14 protein-coding genes and 1 riboswitch are annotated in these 20154 nt (G+C 27.6%); of the genes, 10 read left to right on the top strand and 4 right to left on the bottom strand.

Going from position 1 to position 20154, the window contains the following annotated elements:
• Positions 1–70: 70 nt before the first annotated feature.
• Positions 71–228: riboswitch (M-box (ykoK) riboswitch) on the top strand.
• 333 nt (positions 229–561) lie between these two features.
• The 3 genes from mgtA to OIF33_RS07335 all read left to right on the top strand — a co-directional run bounded on the left by mgtA (position 562) and on the right by OIF33_RS07335 (position 5049).
• Positions 562–3231, top strand: coding sequence for a magnesium-translocating P-type ATPase (gene mgtA / locus OIF33_RS07345; protein ID WP_322503579.1), 2670 nt, complete (start codon positions 562–564; stop codon positions 3229–3231).
• A gap of 115 nt (positions 3232–3346) precedes the next feature.
• A complete protein-coding gene (locus OIF33_RS07340; protein ID WP_322503578.1) occupies positions 3347–4012 on the top strand; it encodes a hypothetical protein in 666 nt (221 codons plus the stop codon).
• A 275-nt stretch (positions 4013–4287) separates the two neighbouring features.
• Positions 4288–5049 (top strand): glucose 1-dehydrogenase, encoded by a 762-nt coding sequence (locus OIF33_RS07335; protein WP_322503577.1) that lies wholly within the window; start codon positions 4288–4290, stop codon positions 5047–5049.
• Between the two features lie 167 nt (positions 5050–5216).
• Here OIF33_RS07335 and OIF33_RS07330 read toward each other — a convergent pair whose 3' ends face one another.
• On the bottom strand, positions 5217–6851 hold the full coding sequence (locus tag OIF33_RS07330) for a DUF4838 domain-containing protein (protein WP_322503576.1): 1635 nt from the start codon (positions 6849–6851) through the stop codon (positions 5217–5219).
• A 438-nt stretch (positions 6852–7289) separates the two neighbouring features.
• Between OIF33_RS07330 and OIF33_RS07325 the strand changes: the two genes are divergently transcribed.
• The 5 genes from OIF33_RS07325 to amrS all read left to right on the top strand — a co-directional run bounded on the left by OIF33_RS07325 (position 7290) and on the right by amrS (position 13406).
• The gene (locus OIF33_RS07325; RefSeq protein ID WP_322503575.1) at positions 7290–8882 is read left to right on the top strand and encodes a family 20 glycosylhydrolase; all 1593 of its coding nucleotides are present in this window, start codon (positions 7290–7292) and stop codon (positions 8880–8882) included.
• 380 nt (positions 8883–9262) lie between these two features.
• Entirely contained in the window at positions 9263–9946 is a 684-nt protein-coding gene (locus OIF33_RS07320; RefSeq protein WP_322503574.1) for an MgtC/SapB family protein, read from the top strand.
• Between the two features lie 25 nt (positions 9947–9971).
• Entirely contained in the window at positions 9972–10973 is a 1002-nt protein-coding gene (locus OIF33_RS07315; protein ID WP_322503573.1) for a tyrosine-protein phosphatase, read from the top strand.
• Between the two features lie 129 nt (positions 10974–11102).
• Positions 11103–12488, top strand: coding sequence for an AmmeMemoRadiSam system protein A (gene amrA / locus OIF33_RS07310; protein ID WP_322503572.1), 1386 nt, complete (start codon positions 11103–11105; stop codon positions 12486–12488).
• A gap of 15 nt (positions 12489–12503) precedes the next feature.
• Complete coding sequence (gene amrS / locus OIF33_RS07305) at positions 12504–13406, top strand: AmmeMemoRadiSam system radical SAM enzyme (RefSeq protein ID WP_322503571.1); 903 nt, start codon at positions 12504–12506, stop codon at positions 13404–13406.
• Between the two features lie 85 nt (positions 13407–13491).
• On the opposite strand, the gene OIF33_RS07300 is transcribed toward amrS, so the two are convergent.
• Both OIF33_RS07300 and fliB read right to left on the bottom strand, forming a co-directional pair.
• The gene (locus tag OIF33_RS07300; protein WP_322503570.1) at positions 13492–14619 is read right to left on the bottom strand and encodes an SLC13 family permease; all 1128 of its coding nucleotides are present in this window, start codon (positions 14617–14619) and stop codon (positions 13492–13494) included.
• Between the two features lie 79 nt (positions 14620–14698).
• Entirely contained in the window at positions 14699–15856 is a 1158-nt protein-coding gene (gene fliB, locus OIF33_RS07295; protein WP_322503569.1) for a flagellin lysine-N-methylase, read from the bottom strand.
• Between the two features lie 316 nt (positions 15857–16172).
• On the opposite strand from fliB, the gene OIF33_RS07290 reads away from it, so the two are divergent.
• On the top strand, positions 16173–17186 hold the full coding sequence (locus OIF33_RS07290; protein ID WP_322503568.1) for an alpha/beta hydrolase: 1014 nt from the start codon (positions 16173–16175) through the stop codon (positions 17184–17186).
• A gap of 270 nt (positions 17187–17456) precedes the next feature.
• Entirely contained in the window at positions 17457–18122 is a 666-nt protein-coding gene (locus OIF33_RS07285; RefSeq protein ID WP_322503567.1) for a biosynthetic peptidoglycan transglycosylase, read from the top strand.
• Positions 18123–18640: 518 nt separating this feature from the next.
• Here the strand turns inward: OIF33_RS07285 and OIF33_RS07280 are convergent.
• Positions 18641–19843 (bottom strand): HD-GYP domain-containing protein, encoded by a 1203-nt coding sequence (locus tag OIF33_RS07280; protein WP_322503566.1) that lies wholly within the window; start codon positions 19841–19843, stop codon positions 18641–18643.
• Positions 19844–20154: the final 311 nt, after the last annotated feature.

Raw genomic sequence — 20154 nt, 5'->3', positions numbered from 1 at the left:
ATGATTTATAAAAATAAGTTTTAGGAGTTGACATTTTAATTTTTATTGCATAGAATGAAACTAACAACGGAATATAAATCGGTAGGTGAGGTTACCACCGGGATACGGATTGCTGCCGCGGAGTAGTGGAGACACTATGAGAAGGTTAGCAGGCTATGTCGAGAAAATAAGGCATAATCTAATGCAATTTCATTGCCCGGTGAAGCTAAAGCTTGAACGATATCGTGCTTAAGCGCTTTTATTGTGCTTATGACTTTGTTTTTGCGTGAATTTAATCCTTACCTGATTTTAGGTAAGGATTTTTTATGTTTAAAACAAATCTATTTAAATTTATTTAAGAAAGAAGAGGTGGTAGTAATGGACACGGGAAGTAGTGGAGGCATAAAACCTGACGGGCGAAGTATTTTTTATGAAAAATGTTTTAAGAATATTCCTGTGGTTATTCTTACTACCATTTTTCGAGAACTTAATATAATTGAATAGAGTAAAAGGATACTTTTGTCCTGTTTAATGTCTTTACTTCCTAAAAAATTTCTTCAAAAGAATTAGGAGGTAAGAATTATGAAGAAGAGAACAGAACAAAAAGTTATAAATGAAGTTTTAATGAATGAAAGATTAATAAGAGCAAGCAAAATGAGCTCAGAAAATCTATTAAAAGAAATGGGAACCTCTCTAAGTGGTTATAGTGATAAAGAGGTTGAAAGAAGAATTGATAAGTATGGTGAAAATGTAATTTCACATGAAAAAGGTGATTCAGTATTTAAAAGACTTTTTGAATCCTTTGTTAATCCTTTTACAGTTGTACTTTTTATTCTTGCAATAATATCAACATTTACAGATATAATTTTACCAGCACCAAGTGATAGATCTTATAGTACAGTAGTAATAATAGTTACAATGGTTACTATTAGCGGGATGTTGAAATTTGTGCAAGAAAGTAGATCAAATAATTCTGCTGAGAAGTTAAAAGAAATGGTAAAAACAACAGCTACAGTTGAAAGAGTAGGTAGAAAAGAAGTTGAGCTTTCAGAAATTGTACCAGGAGATATAGTATATTTATCAGCCGGAGATATGATTCCTGCTGATGTAAGAATAATTTCATCTAAGGATTTATTTGTTAGCCAAGCTTCATTAACTGGTGAAAGTGAACCAGTTGAGAAATATGGAGAAGGAGTAACTTCTGATTTAACTAATCCCTTAGAAAGTACAAACTTAGGATTTATGGGAAGTAACGTAGTAAGTGGCTCAGCAATTTGTATTGTTTTAGCAACTGGAGATTATACTTACTTTGGATCTATGGCAAAGACAATTACAGAAAAGAAGGTTGTTACTAGTTTTGAAAAAGGAGTAAATTCAGTATCTTGGCTATTAATTAAATTCATGATGTGTATGGTGCCAGTTGTATTCTTTGCAAATGGATTAACTAAGGGAGACTGGGGTGAATCATTCTTATTTGCATTATCAGTTGCGGTAGGATTAACTCCAGAAATGTTACCTATGATTGTGACAACAAACCTTGCAAAAGGTGCTGTTAAGATGGCAAAGAAAAAGACTGTTGTGAAAAGTTTGAATTCAATACAAAACTTTGGAGCCATGGATGTACTTTGTACAGACAAGACAGGAACTTTAACTCAAGATAAAGTTGTATTAGAATACCATCTTGATATTCATGGAAATGAGGATGAAAGAGTTCTTAGACATGCATTTTTAAATAGCTTTTTCCAAACCGGACTAAAAAACCTTATGGATATAGCTATATTAAATTATGCTAATAATGCAGAATTTAGTGATTTAGAGAAAAAGTACACTAAGGTTGATGAAATACCTTTTGACTTTAATAGAAGAAGAATGAGCGTTGTAATAAAGGATAAAGAAGGAAAAACTCAGCTAATTACTAAAGGAGCAGTTGAAGAAATGTTAAAAATATCTTCACATGTAGAATATAAAGGAAAAGTTGAAGTTTTAACAGATGAAATAAGAAAAGAGATACTAGCTACAGTTGATAGATTAAATAATGAAGGAATGCGTGTAATTGCGGTTTCACAAAAAAATAATCCTTCTGTAGAAGGTGTTTTCTCTGTAAAGGATGAATCTAACATGGTTCTTATGGGATATCTTGCCTTCTTAGATCCACCAAAGGAGTCTACATTATCTGCAATTAAAGCTCTTAATGAAAATGGAGTATCAGTAAAAGTTTTAACAGGAGATAATGATGGAGTTACAAAGTGTATTTGTAGACAAGTTGGAATGGAAGTTGAAAATATTCTTCTTGGTTCTCAAATAAGTGAAATGAGTGATGAACAATTAAAGGTTGAAGTAGAAAAAACTAATGTTTTTGCAAAGCTTAGTCCACAACAAAAGGCTAGAATAGTTAGAGTGCTTCGTGAAAATGGACATACTGTTGGCTTTATGGGAGATGGAATTAATGATGCCGCAGCAATGCATGAATCAGATGTAGGGATCTCAGTTGATACAGCAGTTGATATTGCAAAGGAATCTGCAGATATAATTCTTTTAGAAAAAGACCTTATGGTATTAGAAAAAGGAGTTATTGAAGGAAGAAGAACTTTTGGAAATATAATTAAATATATTAAAATGACAGCAAGCTCTAATTTCGGAAATATGTTTTCAGTGGTTATAGCAAGTGTATTCTTACCATTTTTACCAATGCTACCTATTCAAATTTTAGCTTTAAATTTGATCTATGATATATCTTGTATTTCAATTCCATGGGATAACATGGATGAAGAGTATTTAAGAAAACCTAGAAAATGGGATGCCTCTTCAATTGGTAAGTTTATGGTTTGGATAGGACCTACAAGTTCAGTTTTTGATATAGCAACTTTTATTATTATGTTCTTCATAATTTGTCCAAGCATTGCTGGAGGATATTATGGTGAACCAGGAGTAAATAATATATTATTTATTTCAGTATTTAATGCAGGATGGTTTGTCGAAAGCTTATGGTCTCAAACACTTGTTATACACATGATACGTACACCAAAGCTTCCATTTATACAAAGTAGAGCATCACTTCCAGTGTTAGCTATTACAACTTTAGCTATTATCGTTGGAACAGTAATTCCGTATACTTTTTTAGGAACATCATTAGGGATGACTGCGTTACCATATACTTATTTCCCTTGGTTATTAGGAATAGTAATATGTTATATGGTTCTTGCAACAATAATGAAAAATGTCTTTAGAAAACATTATGGTGAATTACTTTAATTTATAATTAAACAATTAGAGCAAAAAAATATTAAAACCATATAAACTTTTTAAGTTTTATATGGTTTTTTATTATGTAAAAAAATATAATTTAAAGAGAAGGGGGTAAAAGTCAATGAGAGTAGAATTTAGACAAGAAAAAGGAAATAAAGGACTTTGGAATATTATATTTATTTGTTTTGTTATATGGTCTTTAAGTTCAGGGATTGGAAGAATATTTTATATAGAGCTTATAGGAAAAAGTAATATAGGAGAAATAGTATCTATTGATCAGAGAACGGCAAGATCAAAAGGGAGAAGTTATGAAGTTTTTACTCCAGTCGTTAGAGTAAATGATGATGGAGAATTATTTGATGTTGTAGCAGTATTCAATAGTACAAGTGGAGATTTACTTGATCCAATTGGGACAAAAGTAAAGGTTAAATATTTAGAAGACGATAAAGCAATTTTTATAATAAATGAACCAGAATATTTAATTAAAGAGGTTTTACCGGTGTTAAATTTTATTTGTTTTGCCAGTTTTGCTTATATGCTTAATTTATTAAGTTTTGATTCTACATGGAAGAAAAGACTTAATTTTAATATAAGTAAGGAGAATAAAATAAAAGTTATATTACTTGGGATACCAATTTTACTAGGAATAGTATTAAATCTATATTATCAATTTGTAGTTAAGAATTTTTCAATAATAAATTTTAATAGTGTATCATTTATTCTAAATATAATATTTTTAGTTTTTTACTTATTTGTTATTTTCAAATTTATAAGATTAAATAAATAAAATAAAAAGAGTTATGAAAGATTTAGTATTTCATAGCTCTTTTTTATTAAAAAATATATAAGTTTTATATATTTTAAGGCATTAAATGAGTAATTTTAAAATAATATATGTAAGATATCTATTAAGTTAAGTAAATAATAAAGAAAAAATATAAAGTTTTATATTATAGTCAGAATAATCTATAGTTCTATTGTATTATTATATAAATAAGATACGATTATTAAAAGCGTATATGGAGTGTATTGAAGTAATATATATTTAAGAGGTGATTCGTTATGGATATGTTATCAAGAAGTATAAATAATAAAGTAGTTATTGTAACTGGAGGAACTAGAGGAATAGGCTTTGCTACTGTTAAAAAATTTCTTGCTCATGGAGCCAAGGTTGCTTTATGTGGTTCTAAAAAGGAAACTGTTGATAAAGCTTTAAAAGAAATAAATGAAATTAATCCTAACTATGAAGTTATGGGCTTTTATCCTAATTTATTAGAAATAAGTGAAATACATGACATGGCAAATATAATTTTAGAAAAATGGGGAAGAATAGATATTCTTATAAATAATGCTGGTGTAAGTGATAATAGACCAATATATGGTCAAAGTGATGAGGATTTTTCTAAAATTATGGATATCAATGTTCAAGCTGTATTCAACTGTACAAACGTTGTAGCAAAAACAATGAAAACTCAAAAAGAAGGAGTTATTTTAAATACAAGTTCAGTAGTGAGTTTATATGGTCAAAGAACAGGAGTTGGATATCCAACTTCAAAATTCGCAGTAAATGGATTAACTAAATCTTTAGCAAGAGAGCTTGGAAAAGATGGTATAAGAGTAAATGCAGTAGCTCCTGGAATAATCGCTACAGATATGGTAGCTGCTTTAGATAAGAAGTTAATAGAAGAAATAGCTAAGAATATTCCATTAGGAAGGGTTGGAGAGTCTGAAGATATAGCAAATGCTTTTTTATTTCTAGCATCTGATATGGCTAGTTATATAAGTGGAGAGATATTATCAGTAGATGGAGCTGTGGTACTTTAATATGTATTTATAAGCTTTCTATATAAAATAAGATTTAATGTTGAATGTTATAAAACAATTAAGAGTGTTAAAGTAAAGAAATAGATACAATATAAAAAATAAAATTAAGGATGCTTGCTTTAGAGCAAGTATCCTTAATTTTTATAATCACTTAACTAAAACAAAATTTAATCTAAAGATACTAATGAATCCATTATAAACTTTTCAGTTGTTATCTTCCATTCTTCTACCATTTCTAAATTAATCTTTTTAGCTATTTTGGCAAATTCTTTAATGTTTAAAAGCTGTTCCTCTAGAGTTCCATATTTTAAAACTATACCAGCATAGTATAATGGTAGTCTTGCTTCTTGAACTCTTAAGAATAAGGTTTCATTATATTTTGTTTTTTCATATGCTTTATCAAAAAGATCATTATATTTTTTATATAAATCAAAGGAAAGATAGGTATCTTTAGCGTTTTTAGGACCATTAAATATATCTAACCTTTCATTAAATTTTTCTTGAGCATCATGAAGGAGTTTTATATATTCTAGGATAGAAGGTGACGCTTCTTTATAATATTTATCACAAAAATCCTTCATATGATAAAACTCGTCACAATTGGGATTCCAAGCAAGTTTAGCTAGCATGTATCCACGAAGTTTTGAGAATTCTCCTCCAATCTCTCTATTACACTGGCTAAATAAAAGTTTAAGATTATTTTTAACGAAGTATCGCATATTAGGTCCTAAAGTTCCTAAATTTGGAAAAGGACTAACTAAATTAGCAAATTGTATATTATAATCCCAAAGAGAGATGTTAGGGCAGATTTTTGACCAAGCTAAAAGCTCTTCTCTAACTTCTTTATTAGAGGGATCACTTTCTATAGGGAGACCTCTATTTGCTTCAATGTTACAAAGCATTATGTGAACATTAGAAGCTGGACGAGTATGCTTTGGAGGTTTTCTAGAATACCAATAGGCTAATGTTGAAATAATCTTATTAGGAAATTCATTAGCAACCTCATTTACAAAGTCTAATATTGATCCCATCTGACTTTCATCATAACCATCTTTTGCAGCACATTCTGGACAACGACAATATAGGTTATCATCATTTTGGCTCACAGACCAATACTTACATTCAGGTCTTTCCTCTATAAATCTTTTTAAATTTTTCTTTATTATTCTTCGTACATTAGGGTTGCTTAAACAGGGCTCTCCCTTAGGGGTTCTTTTACCATCTATTAATGCAAAATATTCTGGGTGTTTATCGAATAAATCATAAGGCAATAGTAACTGAAATGAATGACACCAAAAGCCCCAGCTTTCATGCATTTTACTTGTATTCATCTTCAATTTTTCTGCGAAAGTAGGGTTTTCAAAATCCTTGTAATAAACTTCACGATAGTCTATTGGAGGATTAAATGAATAGGGAGCAAAATTAATATCTAAGGTTTCTATTTTAGGTATAAATTCATAATCACAACTATAAAAACCACAACCTACTATTTGTTCTAAAAAATCATAAACGGAATATACAAAAGCTTGTTCATTTTTAGCTTTAAAATAAAGTGTGCTTTCTTCAATATTATATGAAAAGCCATTTTCATCATTTGAGTTATCTAATATAAATAAAATTTTAGGTTTACTACCACTAAAAATATCCTTTGGAATTTCTTCTAGATCAGAATTTATAGTGTATAAAGGTAATTTAACTTCTGTAATAAGCTCTAGGTAATTATTTAATATTTGTGAGGCTCGGTTACTTTCTCTTATTGAAAAAATTGATGCTAAAGGTTTTGAATTCTTAACAATTATCATAATAATCTTCTCCTAAATAAAGATGTTTTACTAATTTTACTATTAAAATTAGAGAGAGTAAATTGTGATTTCCTATCAATTTTTCATTTAATAATTTTCTAACTTAAATCTAAATTTTAATTTTGTAATATTAACTTGTAGATAGAATATGAGAGAGAACTTTCTAAAGTAATAGAAAAATATATACATCAATATTAATTAGAAGCATAAATGATGAGGAAATTAAAACATTTATAAATATTAAAAAGATATATATGTATTTATCTTTTTAATAATCTTTAAAATAAGTTTACCTCCATAAATTGGTTTATGAAATCCTAATATTATTTTGACATATAAATTCAAATTATTTTTAGATAAGTAATTTGAATCTTACATAGTATTGAGAGTTTAAGGGAATAAAAAATAAATGAAAGAATTTAAAAGGAGACTAGTGTAATGAAAAAATCAAGGTTAAATTTTACTTATGTTATGTTAACTATAGCTGTTTTACTTGCGGGATATTTGTTTTTCCCTGAAACAAAAGAAGCTATAAAGATGATAGAAGTACAAAATGTTGAAAATACTATTATTCCTAAACCTCTAAGTTATGAGAAAAAAGAAGGTGCATTCAAGATAGAGAATGGGCTACCTATTTATGTTAAAGGAAAGAATAGTGATGAGACCGAGGAACTTTATAAGATAGCTGAAGGATTTGCTAATCTTTTAAAAGGAATAAGTGGATTTGATATTAAAGTTTTGGAAGGTGAACCTACTAATGAAAAAGCTATTTTTTTCACTACTGTAGGTAATAACGAAGATTTAGGAGATGAAGGGTATAAAATAAATTCATCTGAGAATAAAGTCGAAATAATTGCTAATAAGCCTCAAGGAGTTTTTTGGGGAGTTCAAACCTTAAAACAAATGTTACCTTCTGAAATTACAAAAAAATCAATGGTAACTGGTGTGGAATGGAATATACCGGCATCTACTATAACAGATAAGCCAGAATACGGTTATAGAGGACTTATGATAGATGTAGCAAGACATTTTTTTACTATTGATGATTTAAAGCGTCAAATAGATTTAGCATCTCAATATAAAATAAACAAACTTCATCTTCATCTAACTGATGATCAAGGATGGAGAATAGAAATAAAGAAGTGGCCTAACTTAACTAAGATAGGAGGATCAACTCAAGTTGGTGGAGGAAAGGGAGGATATTACACTCAGGAAGAATTTAAGGATTTAATAAATTATGCATCAGATAGATACATAGAAATAATTCCTGAGTTTGATATGCCGGGGCATGTAAATGCAGCCTTAGCTTCTTATGGATTTTTAAATCCTGATGGAAAGAAAAAACCACTGTATACAGGAACTTCAGTAGGCTTTAGCACATTTATGACACATGATGAAAAAACTTATGAATTTATTGAAGATGTAATAAGAGAATTAGCTGCTATCTCACCTTCTAAATACCTACATATAGGAGGAGATGAAGCTGATGCTACTAAGAAAGAAGATTATGATTATTTTGTAGGAAGGGTTTCAAAAATAGCTCAAAAATATGATAAAACTCCAATAGGATGGGATCCAATAGATACTTCACCTAATATAGACTCTAATACAGTTCTTCAAAATTGGAAGGATTCTAATGAAGCTGCTAGGAAGAAAAATATGAACATGATTATTTCTATTGCTAAAAAAGCTTATTTAGATATGAAGTATAATAAAGATACTCCTTATGGGTCAGATTGGGCTGGATATATTTCAGTTGAAGATGCATATAATTGGGATCCTACAGAATTTGCTCCTAAGAATTTAATTTTAGGTATAGAAGCACCTTTATGGACAGAGAGAATTTCAACTGCGGAACAAATGGATTATATGATATACCCAAGATTAATAGGATATTCAGAGATAGGATGGACACCAAAAGAATCTAGAAATTGGGATGAATATAAGAAAAGGTTAAAAGCTCAAGAGCCTAGACTTAAGAACCTAGGAGTAAATTATTTTAATGATCCTACTATTTTTGAAAACAAGTAATTAATATGACAATTAATATATAGTTTTGCTGAGAGTTTTCAATTTAAATTAAAAAGATTATTTATAATGAACTATGGAATTTTTACTAATTCCATAGTTTTTTATTATATATACAATTGAATTAGTTAAAAAGTAAAAATAAGTTATTAAAATGAACAAATTGTTAACAGATTTTATTGGAAAAGACAATAATTTTATAATATATATTTAATATTAAAACATATGAAGTTTGATTTATATATCTAATAGTTTTAAACTTATTATAAAATAATATAAGTTTTTACAAAAGAGGAGTTCTTGGTAGAAATCTTAATCTTTATAATACAAATATACTTAAGTTTACTTTGTAATCTAGTATAAAATGAAAGGTTGGATTTAAAATGGATATTTCGCAGATAGGAGTTAGGATACTGCTATCTATAATCATAGGTGGTTTTATTGGTTACAATAGAGAATATGAAAATAGGCCAGCTGGGTTTAGAACTCATGTTTTAGTGTGTTTAGGAGCTACTATTGCAGCACTTATTCAAGTTCAATTAATTTATTTTGCCAGTGATGAACTTGCAAAAAATCCAGCATTATCTGGTATATTAAAAGTAAATGTAGGTAGGGTTATATGCCAGGTTATATCGGGAGTTGGTTTTTTAGGAGCTGGTGCAATAATACAAACCAAATGGGCTGTTAAGGGACTAACTACAGCAGCCTCTATGTGGGCTGTTGCCTGTGTTGGACTTGCTATAGGAATGGGATTTTATAAAATTAGCATTCTAAGTGGAGTTAGTATATTAATAGTTCTTACTTGCTTAAAAAAATTTGAGGATAAATTCATAGATAAAACAAAGATTGTAAATTTTAAGATTAAATGTTTAAATGACAAGGCAATAGAGGAAATAAATAGTTATTTTGAAGATTATCAAATTAAGATTGATGATGTTGAATCTAAGTGTGATGGAGAATATATCTATACTTTAGAAGTTCCACACTTTATAACTTCAAATGAGATTATAAGTGGATTAATAGGTAATAAGAATATAAATAGAATAAGAGAAATTAAAAATAAGTAAAAAAAGTATAAGGAGTGTATTATAGATGAAAAGACTAAATGGATATGTAGAAAGAGTTGACAATAATAAGATATTAATAAAATTAAATAGAGTTTGTAAAAATATTAAGGTATTTTATAGAGATGCTTTAGACAAAAAAGAAAATTTTCTTATGGACTTTAATAATACAGATAGTTTAGAATTTGAAGATCCAAAACCACTTAATAGAACTTTTTATAGAGTTGAAGCCGAGGGGGAGGAAATTATAGTTGCTGAAAGGGTTTTACCTCTTAAAAATTTCTCTAATTTCAGAGATTTAGGAGGGTATGAAACTCAGGATGGAAGAAATGTTAAATGGGGATTATTCTATAGATCAGAAGATTTATCAGATTTAAAAGGAGACGATTTAAAGTATTTTGAATCTCTAGGAATAAAATATGTTCTAGATTATAGATCAAAAGAAGAGATTGCAAATGCGCCAGATGTTCAGGTGAATTCAGTTAAAAACATAAACATATCTGGAATGAATTTAAAAGGAAATGATAATTTAGATATGACAGTATATGTTAAAAAACTATTAAGTGGAGAAAAAATGACTATTAGTCCAGAGGATTTATTAAAAAAAGGCTATGAGATGATGCCATTAGATAATCCTGCATATAAGGAATTATTCACATTGTTTAAAGATCCAAAAAATACGGCAATATTACAACATTGTACAGCAGGAAAAGATAGAACTGGTGTTGGATCAGCATTAGTTTTGCTTGCTCTTAATGTTCCAGAAGAAATAGTTATACAGGATTACTTAGAAAGTAATAATACTAGAAAAGCATTTAATGACAAAGTTATGGGAGCTATTAAAGGTTATATTAAGGATGAAAATTTAAAGTTAAATATAGAAGGAATTCTAGGAGTAAATAAATCTCTTATAAATGCAAGTTTAAATTCTATAAAAAATAAATATGTTACTTATGAAAAATATTTTGAAGAAGAATATGGATTAGATAGCAATAAACTAAAAGAATTAAGAGATGCTTATCTATATTAATATAAAAAAATTCGGCAAGCTAGTGTTTGCTGAATTTTTTATTATATCCCCTTAAATAAGATATTTTTTATTTGGAACAATATATAATATGAAAATTAATATATTTATAAAATTAGAGAGGTGTATGTTATGAAATACTTTTTAATGCCACACCCTCCTATAATTATTCCAGAGATAGGAAAAGGGAGAGAAGAGGAAGTTATAAAAACAGTTAATTCATGTAAAGAGGTAGGAGACATAATAGAGGAGTCAGAGGTAGAAACAATAATAATTATATCTCCTCATGGAACAGTCTTTAGAGATGCAATTTCATTAATTAAGACAGATTATATTTATGGTGATTTAGGCGATTTTGGAGCTCCAGAGGTTAAGTTTAATTATTATATAGATTTGGAGTTAACAGATGAGATAATTAATCTATCAGTAAATGAAGAAATACCAGTGGTATCTTTAGATGAAAAATCAAGTATAAGATACAGAGTACCTTTAGAGTTAGACCATGGAGCTATGGTTCCTCTATATTATGCTGATAAAAATAAAAAACATAAATTGGTACATATAAATTATGGATTACTAACACCAATTGAGCTTTTTAAATTTGGATTGGTAATTAAGCAAGCAGTTAATAATACAGGAAGAAAAGCTGTAATAATAGCTTCAGGAGATTTATCTCATAGATTAATAGAAAATGGACCATATCCATATACTCCTGTAGGTAAAGAGTTTGATGATGAATTAGTAAAAATACTATCATTAGGAGAGGTTGAAAAGATTTTTAAAATTGATAGAGATCTTATAAAATCTGCTGGAGAATGTGGATTACGTTCAATTTATATATTATTAGGGACTATAAATTCCTCAAAGACTAACTCCAAGCTATTTAGTTATGGAGGATCTTTAGGGGTAGGCTATGCTGTTTTTCAGTTTGAAGAGGGCAGTGGAAATCTCTATGAAGATCTTATGAATGAAAAAGAAAAAGAACACAAGAGAAAATTAGAGGAAGAAAATCCATATACAAGATTAGCAAGAAAAAATTTAGATACCTATTTTAATTCTGGTAGATTATTAACTAGAGAAGAAATTGAAGATGAGAAACTCTTAGGAGATAAAAAGGGAGTTTTTGTGTCATTAAAAATGAATGGAGAACTTAGAGGGTGTATAGGAACTATTAAACCAACAACAGATTCTGTTGGAGAAGAAATAATTAGGAATTCTTTAAGTGCTGCCTTAAATGATCCAAGATTTGCTCCTTTAAAGAAAGAAGAATTAATGGAAATAGATATATCTGTTGATTTATTATATCCACCTGAAGAGGCTGTTTTTGAAGATTTAGACCCATATAACTATGGAGTTATAGTGACCTCTGGAAATAAAAAAGGCTTACTTCTTCCAAATTTAGAGGAAGTATATAACAAAGAGGAACAGCTTGAAATAGCTATGAATAAAGGAGGAATAAGTCATTCTGATAAATATACCTTAGAGCGCTTTAAAGTAGAAAGATTTAAGGAAGTTTAATTTGGGTGATTAACTATGAAAAAAGAAGCTTTATATTATAAACATGAGGGAGAACATATAAGATGTTATTTATGTCCACATAACTGCTTAATAGGTGAGGGAAAAAGAGGAATATGCAATGTTAGAGAGGTTAGTAGAGATGAAGAGAGAACTTTAAGGCTTTATTCAATAAACTATGGAGAGATAACATCTATTTCTTTAGATCCAATAGAAAAGAAGCCATTATATCACTTTTTACCTGGAAATAATATATTATCTATTGGCTCTTTTGGATGTAATTTTAAGTGTTCCTTTTGTCAAAATTACAGCATATCTCAGTATGAAGCTAATAGTAGGTTTGTGTCTCCAGAGGATATGGCAGAAACCTCTCTTAGTATGAATCAGAGTATAGGTTTAGCCTTTACTTATAATGAGCCCTCAATATGGTATGAATATGTACTTGATGTTTCTAAAAAAATTAAGGAATTAAATCCTGCACATAAAATAGTTTTAGTTACTAATGGTTATATAAGTGAAGAGCCTTTAAAAGACTTATTACCTTATGTAGATGCCTTGAATATAGATTTAAAAGGCAATGATGAGTATTATAAAAGATTATGTTTTGGTTCTTTAGATGAAGTGGAGCGAATTATTATGATAGCTAATGAGATGGGAAAACATGTTGAGGTTACTACTCTTTTAGTAAGTGGTTCTAATACGGATAATGAAACATTAAAGCATATAGGAAAATTCTTAAATAGCATAGATAAATCAATACCTATTCATATATCAAGATATTTTCCAAGGTACAAAATGAAAGAAGAGGCTACATCTTTAGAAGAAATGAAGAATGCATATAAGTTTTTAAGTAGATATTTAGACAATATTCATTTAGGAAACTTAAGTAAAGATGAACTAGAATATTGTTTAGAAAAATAACAAAAATAAAAGAGGGTATCAAAGAGTAACTTAGTGAGAAGTTATTATTTTAAACTTTGATATCCTCTTTTCTTATAATATAAAACTATACTATTAATATAAATATAAGTGGTATGAATATAACAAGATAAATTATATTATAAACAGTAAAATTTTTTAGGTATTTAAAGTTAAGAGACGGATTCTCTTTAATAAAAAGTTTATAGGATATAACACTAGCTAATGAGGCTATCAAGGTACCTGCACCTCCTATATTAACTCCAAGAAGTAATGAATTGTTAAAAGTTGTGAATGGAGAAAGTAATATAGTTGCTGGTACATTACTTATAAATTGGCTAGCAATTATTGAAGTGAAATAGGTTGTACTATTATCACTTAGAAGAGTATTCATTAAAGTTTTAACTTTATCTAAATTTGAGATATTTCCTATGAATATAAAGAATGCTATAAAAGTTAAAAGTAATGAATAATCTATTTTTTTAAACAAGCTTTTATCAATTATAAATGTTATTAGAACAATACATATAAAAGCTAATTTATAATTTATAACTTTAAAAATTGATAATAATATTATAATAAACAAAATGCTCCAGATAATTATATGACTAGTATTTTCTAATTTAACTTTTGAAAGTTCAACATTTAGTTTCTTTCTTTTTAATATGAATAGCGTTATTATTAAGAAGAAAGCAGACAAAATAGTAAGAGGAAATGTTATTTTAAAAAATTCCATAGATGACATATTAAAATATGAATATATAAATAAATTCTGAGGATTTCCCATAGGGGTTAAAGCACTTCCTACATTGGCTGCCAAAGTTTGAAAAACAATTAAATTTAAAGTATTTAAATTTGCTTTCTTACCTAAAATTAAGCTTAAGGGAATAAAGGTTATTAAAGCCACATCATTTGTCACTAGCATAGAAGAAAAAAAGGTTAAAAATACTAAGGTAAATGAAAGTGATATGGTGGTTTTACATTTAGATAGTAAATATGTAGCAATACTATCTAAAACCTTAAGTTTTTTTAATGCTGCAACTACAATCATTAAATTAAAAAGCAAAATTAATACTTTAAAATCTATGTATTCTATTTTAGGAGAAGAAAATAATGAACTAATTAAAGCTAGGGTAGTAGCTATAACTAGAACAACCTCCTTCTTAAAAAAATCTATAATTTTTTCTCTTTTCGAAACTGGTAGTGATAAAAACAAAATTACTAAAGACTCCTTTCTGTTCTAAATTAATTCAATATGTATAATTAAATTAAAAGTTAATCTTAAAGATCTTAGATTAATTATCAATTTCTAATATGTTTTTAAATACTTTATTATGTTCTATATCCTTACTTAAGGCTTGAATTATATGTATTATTTCATATTTTGAAATTTCTTTTTTTGATGAAGTATATAAAAGTATTAAATAGCCTTTTATTAGTCTATAGGTATTTATAAGAACTTTAATACTTTTCTTTAAATTTTCTCCTTTATTAAATGGTATTATATCTTTAAATATTTGGTTTACTAAGTAATTCTCAAATATATATGAATGGTTTGTGAGAGTAATATCTAACCTTTCTAACTTGTCATCATTAAGAGATTCAGATATTAGATTTTTCTCTCTTTTTAAAGAGGTTAAAAAAGCTTTTAGCCTATCACCAATAACTTTATTTGAAAGATCTTCATTTAAAATAAGGTTAAAAAAGTTTCTATTAAAATTAAATGGAGTATAGTCTATATCTTTAATAATAGAGCTTATATTTGAAGGATCTTCATTAATTTCTTCAAGCAGTTCTTCAATTGCATAAAAGTTATCTTCTTTTTTCAAATATTCAAGCTTTTCATAGAAAGACTTTAGTATAAGCAATCTTTCTTCAATAGAATAATTTCTATTTTGCATAATATTTATGGAGCTAACCCTTATATCCCAGAAATATTGAATTAAGCTATCTGAATCAATAAAAGCATCAGTATCTATAACTCTACGTATTTCTATAGTTTCCTCATCAAGTTCTTCTTCAGCTTCTATAAATTCCATTTTCTCTTTATTTAAAAAAGCTTTATAGCAAACTTCTTCGCAGGAAGGAATACCACTTTTTTCGTATACATCATCTATAATATTAAAAACTCTAGGATATCTTTTGCATGTTATAGAAAGATTTTCTTCACCACATTTTCCGTGGATTTCACAAAGTAGGTCATTTTTTAAAAAAGGACACTTTTTATCTTGGGTTATAACCATAAAACCATAATTAAAGGAATCATCTAAGTTCTCACTTTTTATATATTTTCCTTTTACTATTTCTTTTAATTTACCATTACTATTTTCATATTTTTTTAATGTAACTTCATCTATGTTAATATCCCATCCAGCACAGCAAGTATCAGTACATTCGGGACCTATACATTTAAATATAGACATATATTTTGGCATGAAAAAATTTGCTTTCAAAAAAACACCATCTTTCGTATATAAAAATTTATTTGAGTTTAGACTCGCTTTAATATTTTATCACTTAATTCTATAAATAGTTAGAAATTTTTTTATAATAAATGAAAATAACAATTATGCATATATAGAAAGATAAAGATATTGGATACGCTCTTAAGCATAAAATCTTAATATACAAAAGAGAGTAGAAAGATTAAATATTGATTTAGCTTCATTTTTTCAATTAAATTATAACAATTGTATATCCAAATATTTGATTATCAAAATAAATGGTGCTATAATAGGATTTACCAATTTTTTTATGCAAGGAGAATAGATGAATAAAGTAGATATACAGAAAAGAGAGAAAGTTAAAAAAAAGTGGAGTAAGGTTAAAAAATGGATATGTGGAATTCTAGTTGGAATTATGATTTTAATCATTGGAGCTTTATGCTTTGGTGGAAATTACTTATATAATTTAGCCATAAATCCAGACACTCCTAAAGATATGATTTTTGCATCAACTGAGAAGAGTGAAGATGTAGTTACAGTAAATAGTACAAGTGGACCAGTAAGTATTTCTAGTGAAAACTGGCTTTTAAATCAAAGTGGTTATGAAGATTTATATATGACTTCAAGAGATGGTTTAAAGCTTCATAATTATCTTATAAAAAAGCCAAACTCTAATAAATGGGTTATTACAGTGCATGGATACACTTCTCAAGGAAAGTTAACAGCTTCTTATGCTAAGAACTTTTCTGATATGGGATATAACGTTATTATTCCAGATTTAAGAGGTCATGGCACTAGTGAAGGTGACTATATTGGTATGGGATGGGACGAGCGTTTAGATATAATAGATTTAGTAAACTATATAATAAAGGAAAATCCAAAGGCTGAAATTGTTCTATATGGCATATCAATGGGAGCTGCAACAGTTATGAATGCATCAGGTGAAGAGCTTCCAAATAACGTTAAAGCAGTAATTGCTGATTGTGGATATACGAATGTATGGGACGAGTTTTCTTATCAGTTAAATGAATTGTTTGGACTACCACAATTTCCAATGATGTATATAGCTAATATAATAACTAAAATCAGAGCAGGTTATTGGCTAAATGAAGATTCCCCAATAGATCAAGTAGCTAAATCAAAAACGCCAACTCTATTTATTCAAGGGGATAAAGACACTTTTGTTCCTGCATTTATGGTAGACGAGCTTTATAAGTCCTCTTCAGCAGAAAAGGAAAAGTTAGTAGTTGAAGGTGCAGGGCATGCTAAATCAAGTAAGGTTAACCCAAAACTTTATTGGGAGACTATAGATAATTTTTTAAATAAATATGTTAGTTAAGGATTTTAATTAGAATTATAAGAAAGAAAAAAGACTAGTTGTTAAATTTAACAGCTAGTCTTTTTCTAGTAAGAAGACTTAATAATATTATTGAATACTATGAGTTTCTTACAAAAATGAAATCTAAAAGAAAGGGAATTAAATACTAAATATATATTAGATTATTTATAATTAGCTTATAAAAAGAAAAGATCAAATAAAATATTTTATAAATTTAAATTATTTTATTTTAAAAAAATGAAATTTTATAAATAAACAGGGGGAGTAATAGTGCAAAAAATAATGAAAAATAAATCTAAATTTATAATAATGTTTTTAATAATATTTACACTTCCGATGGTTTTATTAGGATGTACTGATTTTAAAGTTAGAACTGATAGTGAAATATTAAATCAAAAGATAAATGAATTAAAGAAAAAACCTAATTATGTAAAAATAGATAATATAGATCAAAGCTTTTTAGATGCAATAGTTGCTACAGAAGATAGAAGATTTTATAAACATGGCGCTTTAGATTTTAAGGCTGTTGCCAGAGCTACAGTAAACAATATAAAAGCAGGAAAATGCATAGAAGGTGGAAGCACAATAATACAACAGACTGCGAAGAATCTTTGTTTAACTAATGAAAGAAGTTTTGAAAGAAAGTTTAAGGAGATATTTTTTAGTTTAGCTTTAGAAAAAAAGTATTCTAAAAGAGAAATATTAGAAATATATGTGAATTCAATTTATTTTGGAAATGGATATAAAGGAATAAAAGAAGCTACAAGAGGATATTTTGGCAAAAATCCTAAGAATTTGACTTACAATGAAGCAACATTACTTGCTGGAGTACCTCAGGCACCAAGCAATTATGCTCTAAATACAAAGAAAGGTTTAGAGTCAGCAAAAAAAAGACAAAAGACTGTTGAAGCTGCTTTAAAAAAGTTTAAAAATTAGCCAATATTTTAAGTGAAGATTGATTTTTAGCTAGCTCTTAATACCTATCTATAATAAACAATAGTTTAAAAGATAGTCAAAAATTAAAGTAATAAAAGACAGCATAGTTTTGCTGTCTTTTATTTTGTATATTTACTATAAAATATATTAATAAAAAGAAAATTTTGATTAGAGTACATTGACCTGACTGTTCACATTACTAAGTTTTATGGAATAGCAATAATTATAATGGGGATAAACATAGTTGCATCTATGTATTATACATCAATAAATGAACCATTGGTTTCTATAATTATAGCCTCTTCAAGAAGTCTAATAGTATTAGGTCTCTTACTTTACCACTTATATTTGGTGATAATGGATTATGGCTTTCTCTAATATTTGCATAAGTAGTTACTTTATGTATTGTAGTTTATTATTCTAAAAAGAAGCCCTATTAATATTAATTATATTTCTAGTTAAATAATAAAATTAAGGAGAAGATTTTGTAATATATATTCTTCACTATAATTTTATGGTTAAGCAAAAACCTTATCAATATCATCTAAAATCTCATCATCTAATAGGTTAGAAGAAGCCATATGTTTAAGTATTAAAATAGCTTTATTATGACTCATCCCATCTTTATAAGGTCTTTTTTCAGTTAATGCTTGGTATATATCTAAGCAAGCAAATAGTCTTTCGAATTTACCAAGTTCTGAAGCTGTCTTACCAAAGGGATAACCACTACCATCTAGTTTTTCATGGTGACAATAAGCCCAAGAAGCAACATCTTCAAGACCTTCTATATCTTTTAGTATAGTATATGTATAATAAACATGAGTTTGTATATGTTTATATTCTTCACTTGTTAATTTCCCGGGTTTCTCTAACACATCAACATCAACCGCTAATTTACCAATATCATGAACAGCTCCAGCAAAATACATTTTTGCTTTAGTATCAACACTTAGTCCATAGTATTCTCCGACCTTCACAGCTTTATTAGCAAGGCCTAAAGAATGTTTTTGTGTAAATTCAGATTTATAATCAATTATTTTAGCAAAAATTTTTGAAAAATTAATAAGGTCATTACTTGAATAGTTAAAGTTAATTTTAGGTAATGATTTGCTAAGTGAGTTATTTATATGTTCATTTCTTAAGTTAAGCAGTTTATCAAAAGTAAAAGTATTTAGAAACCATTCAATAACTTGAGAATCAAATAGTATATCTTTATTAATACTAAGGTAATATTTTATTTCCTTAAATTTTTCAAAGCTTACAAAAGTTAAGTCGAATTTAGTATCAAGAGTGTCAGCTAAATGTATTAAACGAGCATATAAAGGTACTTCATTTGACTTTTTGCCAAATGGTCCAGAACCGTTAGCATTTTCATGATGGTATAAAATACTTCCTGCTATATTATTATAAAATGGAATACTCATAACGTTCTTTTCACCTAAAATACAATGTTCATTAGGTGAGAAGTTATATTTATTATAAATTCTACTATATTCTTTATATTCAAAATAAATATATTCTGTTAATGCATTATCGTGAAGAATTGCACAAGCAGAGATATCAAATAAATTTTCATTGGTAAGACCAATTTCTTTGCATATTTCAACACAAATATAAGCTACTCTCTTTGAGTGATTTGTTTTTACACCTAATAGGTCTCTTTCAACGCAATCTAAAGCAAAAGAAAGTGCAAATAATATTTTAGTTAGATCAAATTTCATAAGATTTCCTTTCGTTTTGTATAGTATTTGCTTAAAAATATACAAATAATCTTTAATAACTAATGAACTAATAGTAAAGATTATTTATAGAGATATTAACATATATCCCTATAAATAACAATGAATTTATACAAAAAAAGATAAAGATATTGTTTGTTAATAAGGTTAAAGGTTTAATACTAGTTTTCTATAGGATTATAATATATGGTTAGATTTTTAAACTAAAATTTATGTAATAAGTATTTATAAAAAAGGAGCTATTTATATAGGTTATTTTTTGTACCTTAAATATTAGAGAAGAATTATAAATA

The sequence above is a fragment of the Clostridium sp. LIBA-8841 genome, assembly GCF_034439435.1.
In the GTDB taxonomy this organism is placed as follows: domain Bacteria; phylum Bacillota; class Clostridia; order Clostridiales; family Clostridiaceae; genus Sarcina.
This window is presented reverse-complemented; position numbering and strand designations above follow the sequence as displayed.

Bases quoted from the DNA above. Each gene is read 5' to 3' on its own strand.
- mgtA (WP_322503579.1), top strand. From the start codon at position 562: ATGAAGAAGAGAACAGAACAAAAAGTTATAAATGAAGTTTTAATGAAT.
- OIF33_RS07340 (WP_322503578.1), top strand. From the start codon at position 3,347: ATGAGAGTAGAATTTAGACAAGAAAAAGGAAATAAAGGACTTTGGAAT.
- OIF33_RS07335 (WP_322503577.1), top strand. From the start codon at position 4,288: ATGGATATGTTATCAAGAAGTATAAATAATAAAGTAGTTATTGTAACT.
- OIF33_RS07330 (WP_322503576.1), bottom strand. From the start codon at position 6,851: ATGATAATTGTTAAGAATTCAAAACCTTTAGCATCAATTTTTTCAATA.
- OIF33_RS07325 (WP_322503575.1), top strand. From the start codon at position 7,290: ATGAAAAAATCAAGGTTAAATTTTACTTATGTTATGTTAACTATAGCT.
- OIF33_RS07320 (WP_322503574.1), top strand. From the start codon at position 9,263: ATGGATATTTCGCAGATAGGAGTTAGGATACTGCTATCTATAATCATA.
- OIF33_RS07315 (WP_322503573.1), top strand. From the start codon at position 9,972: ATGAAAAGACTAAATGGATATGTAGAAAGAGTTGACAATAATAAGATA.
- amrA (WP_322503572.1), top strand. From the start codon at position 11,103: ATGAAATACTTTTTAATGCCACACCCTCCTATAATTATTCCAGAGATA.
- amrS (WP_322503571.1), top strand. From the start codon at position 12,504: ATGAAAAAAGAAGCTTTATATTATAAACATGAGGGAGAACATATAAGA.
- OIF33_RS07290 (WP_322503568.1), top strand. From the start codon at position 16,173: ATGAATAAAGTAGATATACAGAAAAGAGAGAAAGTTAAAAAAAAGTGG.
- OIF33_RS07280 (WP_322503566.1), bottom strand. From the start codon at position 19,843: ATGAAATTTGATCTAACTAAAATATTATTTGCACTTTCTTTTGCTTTA.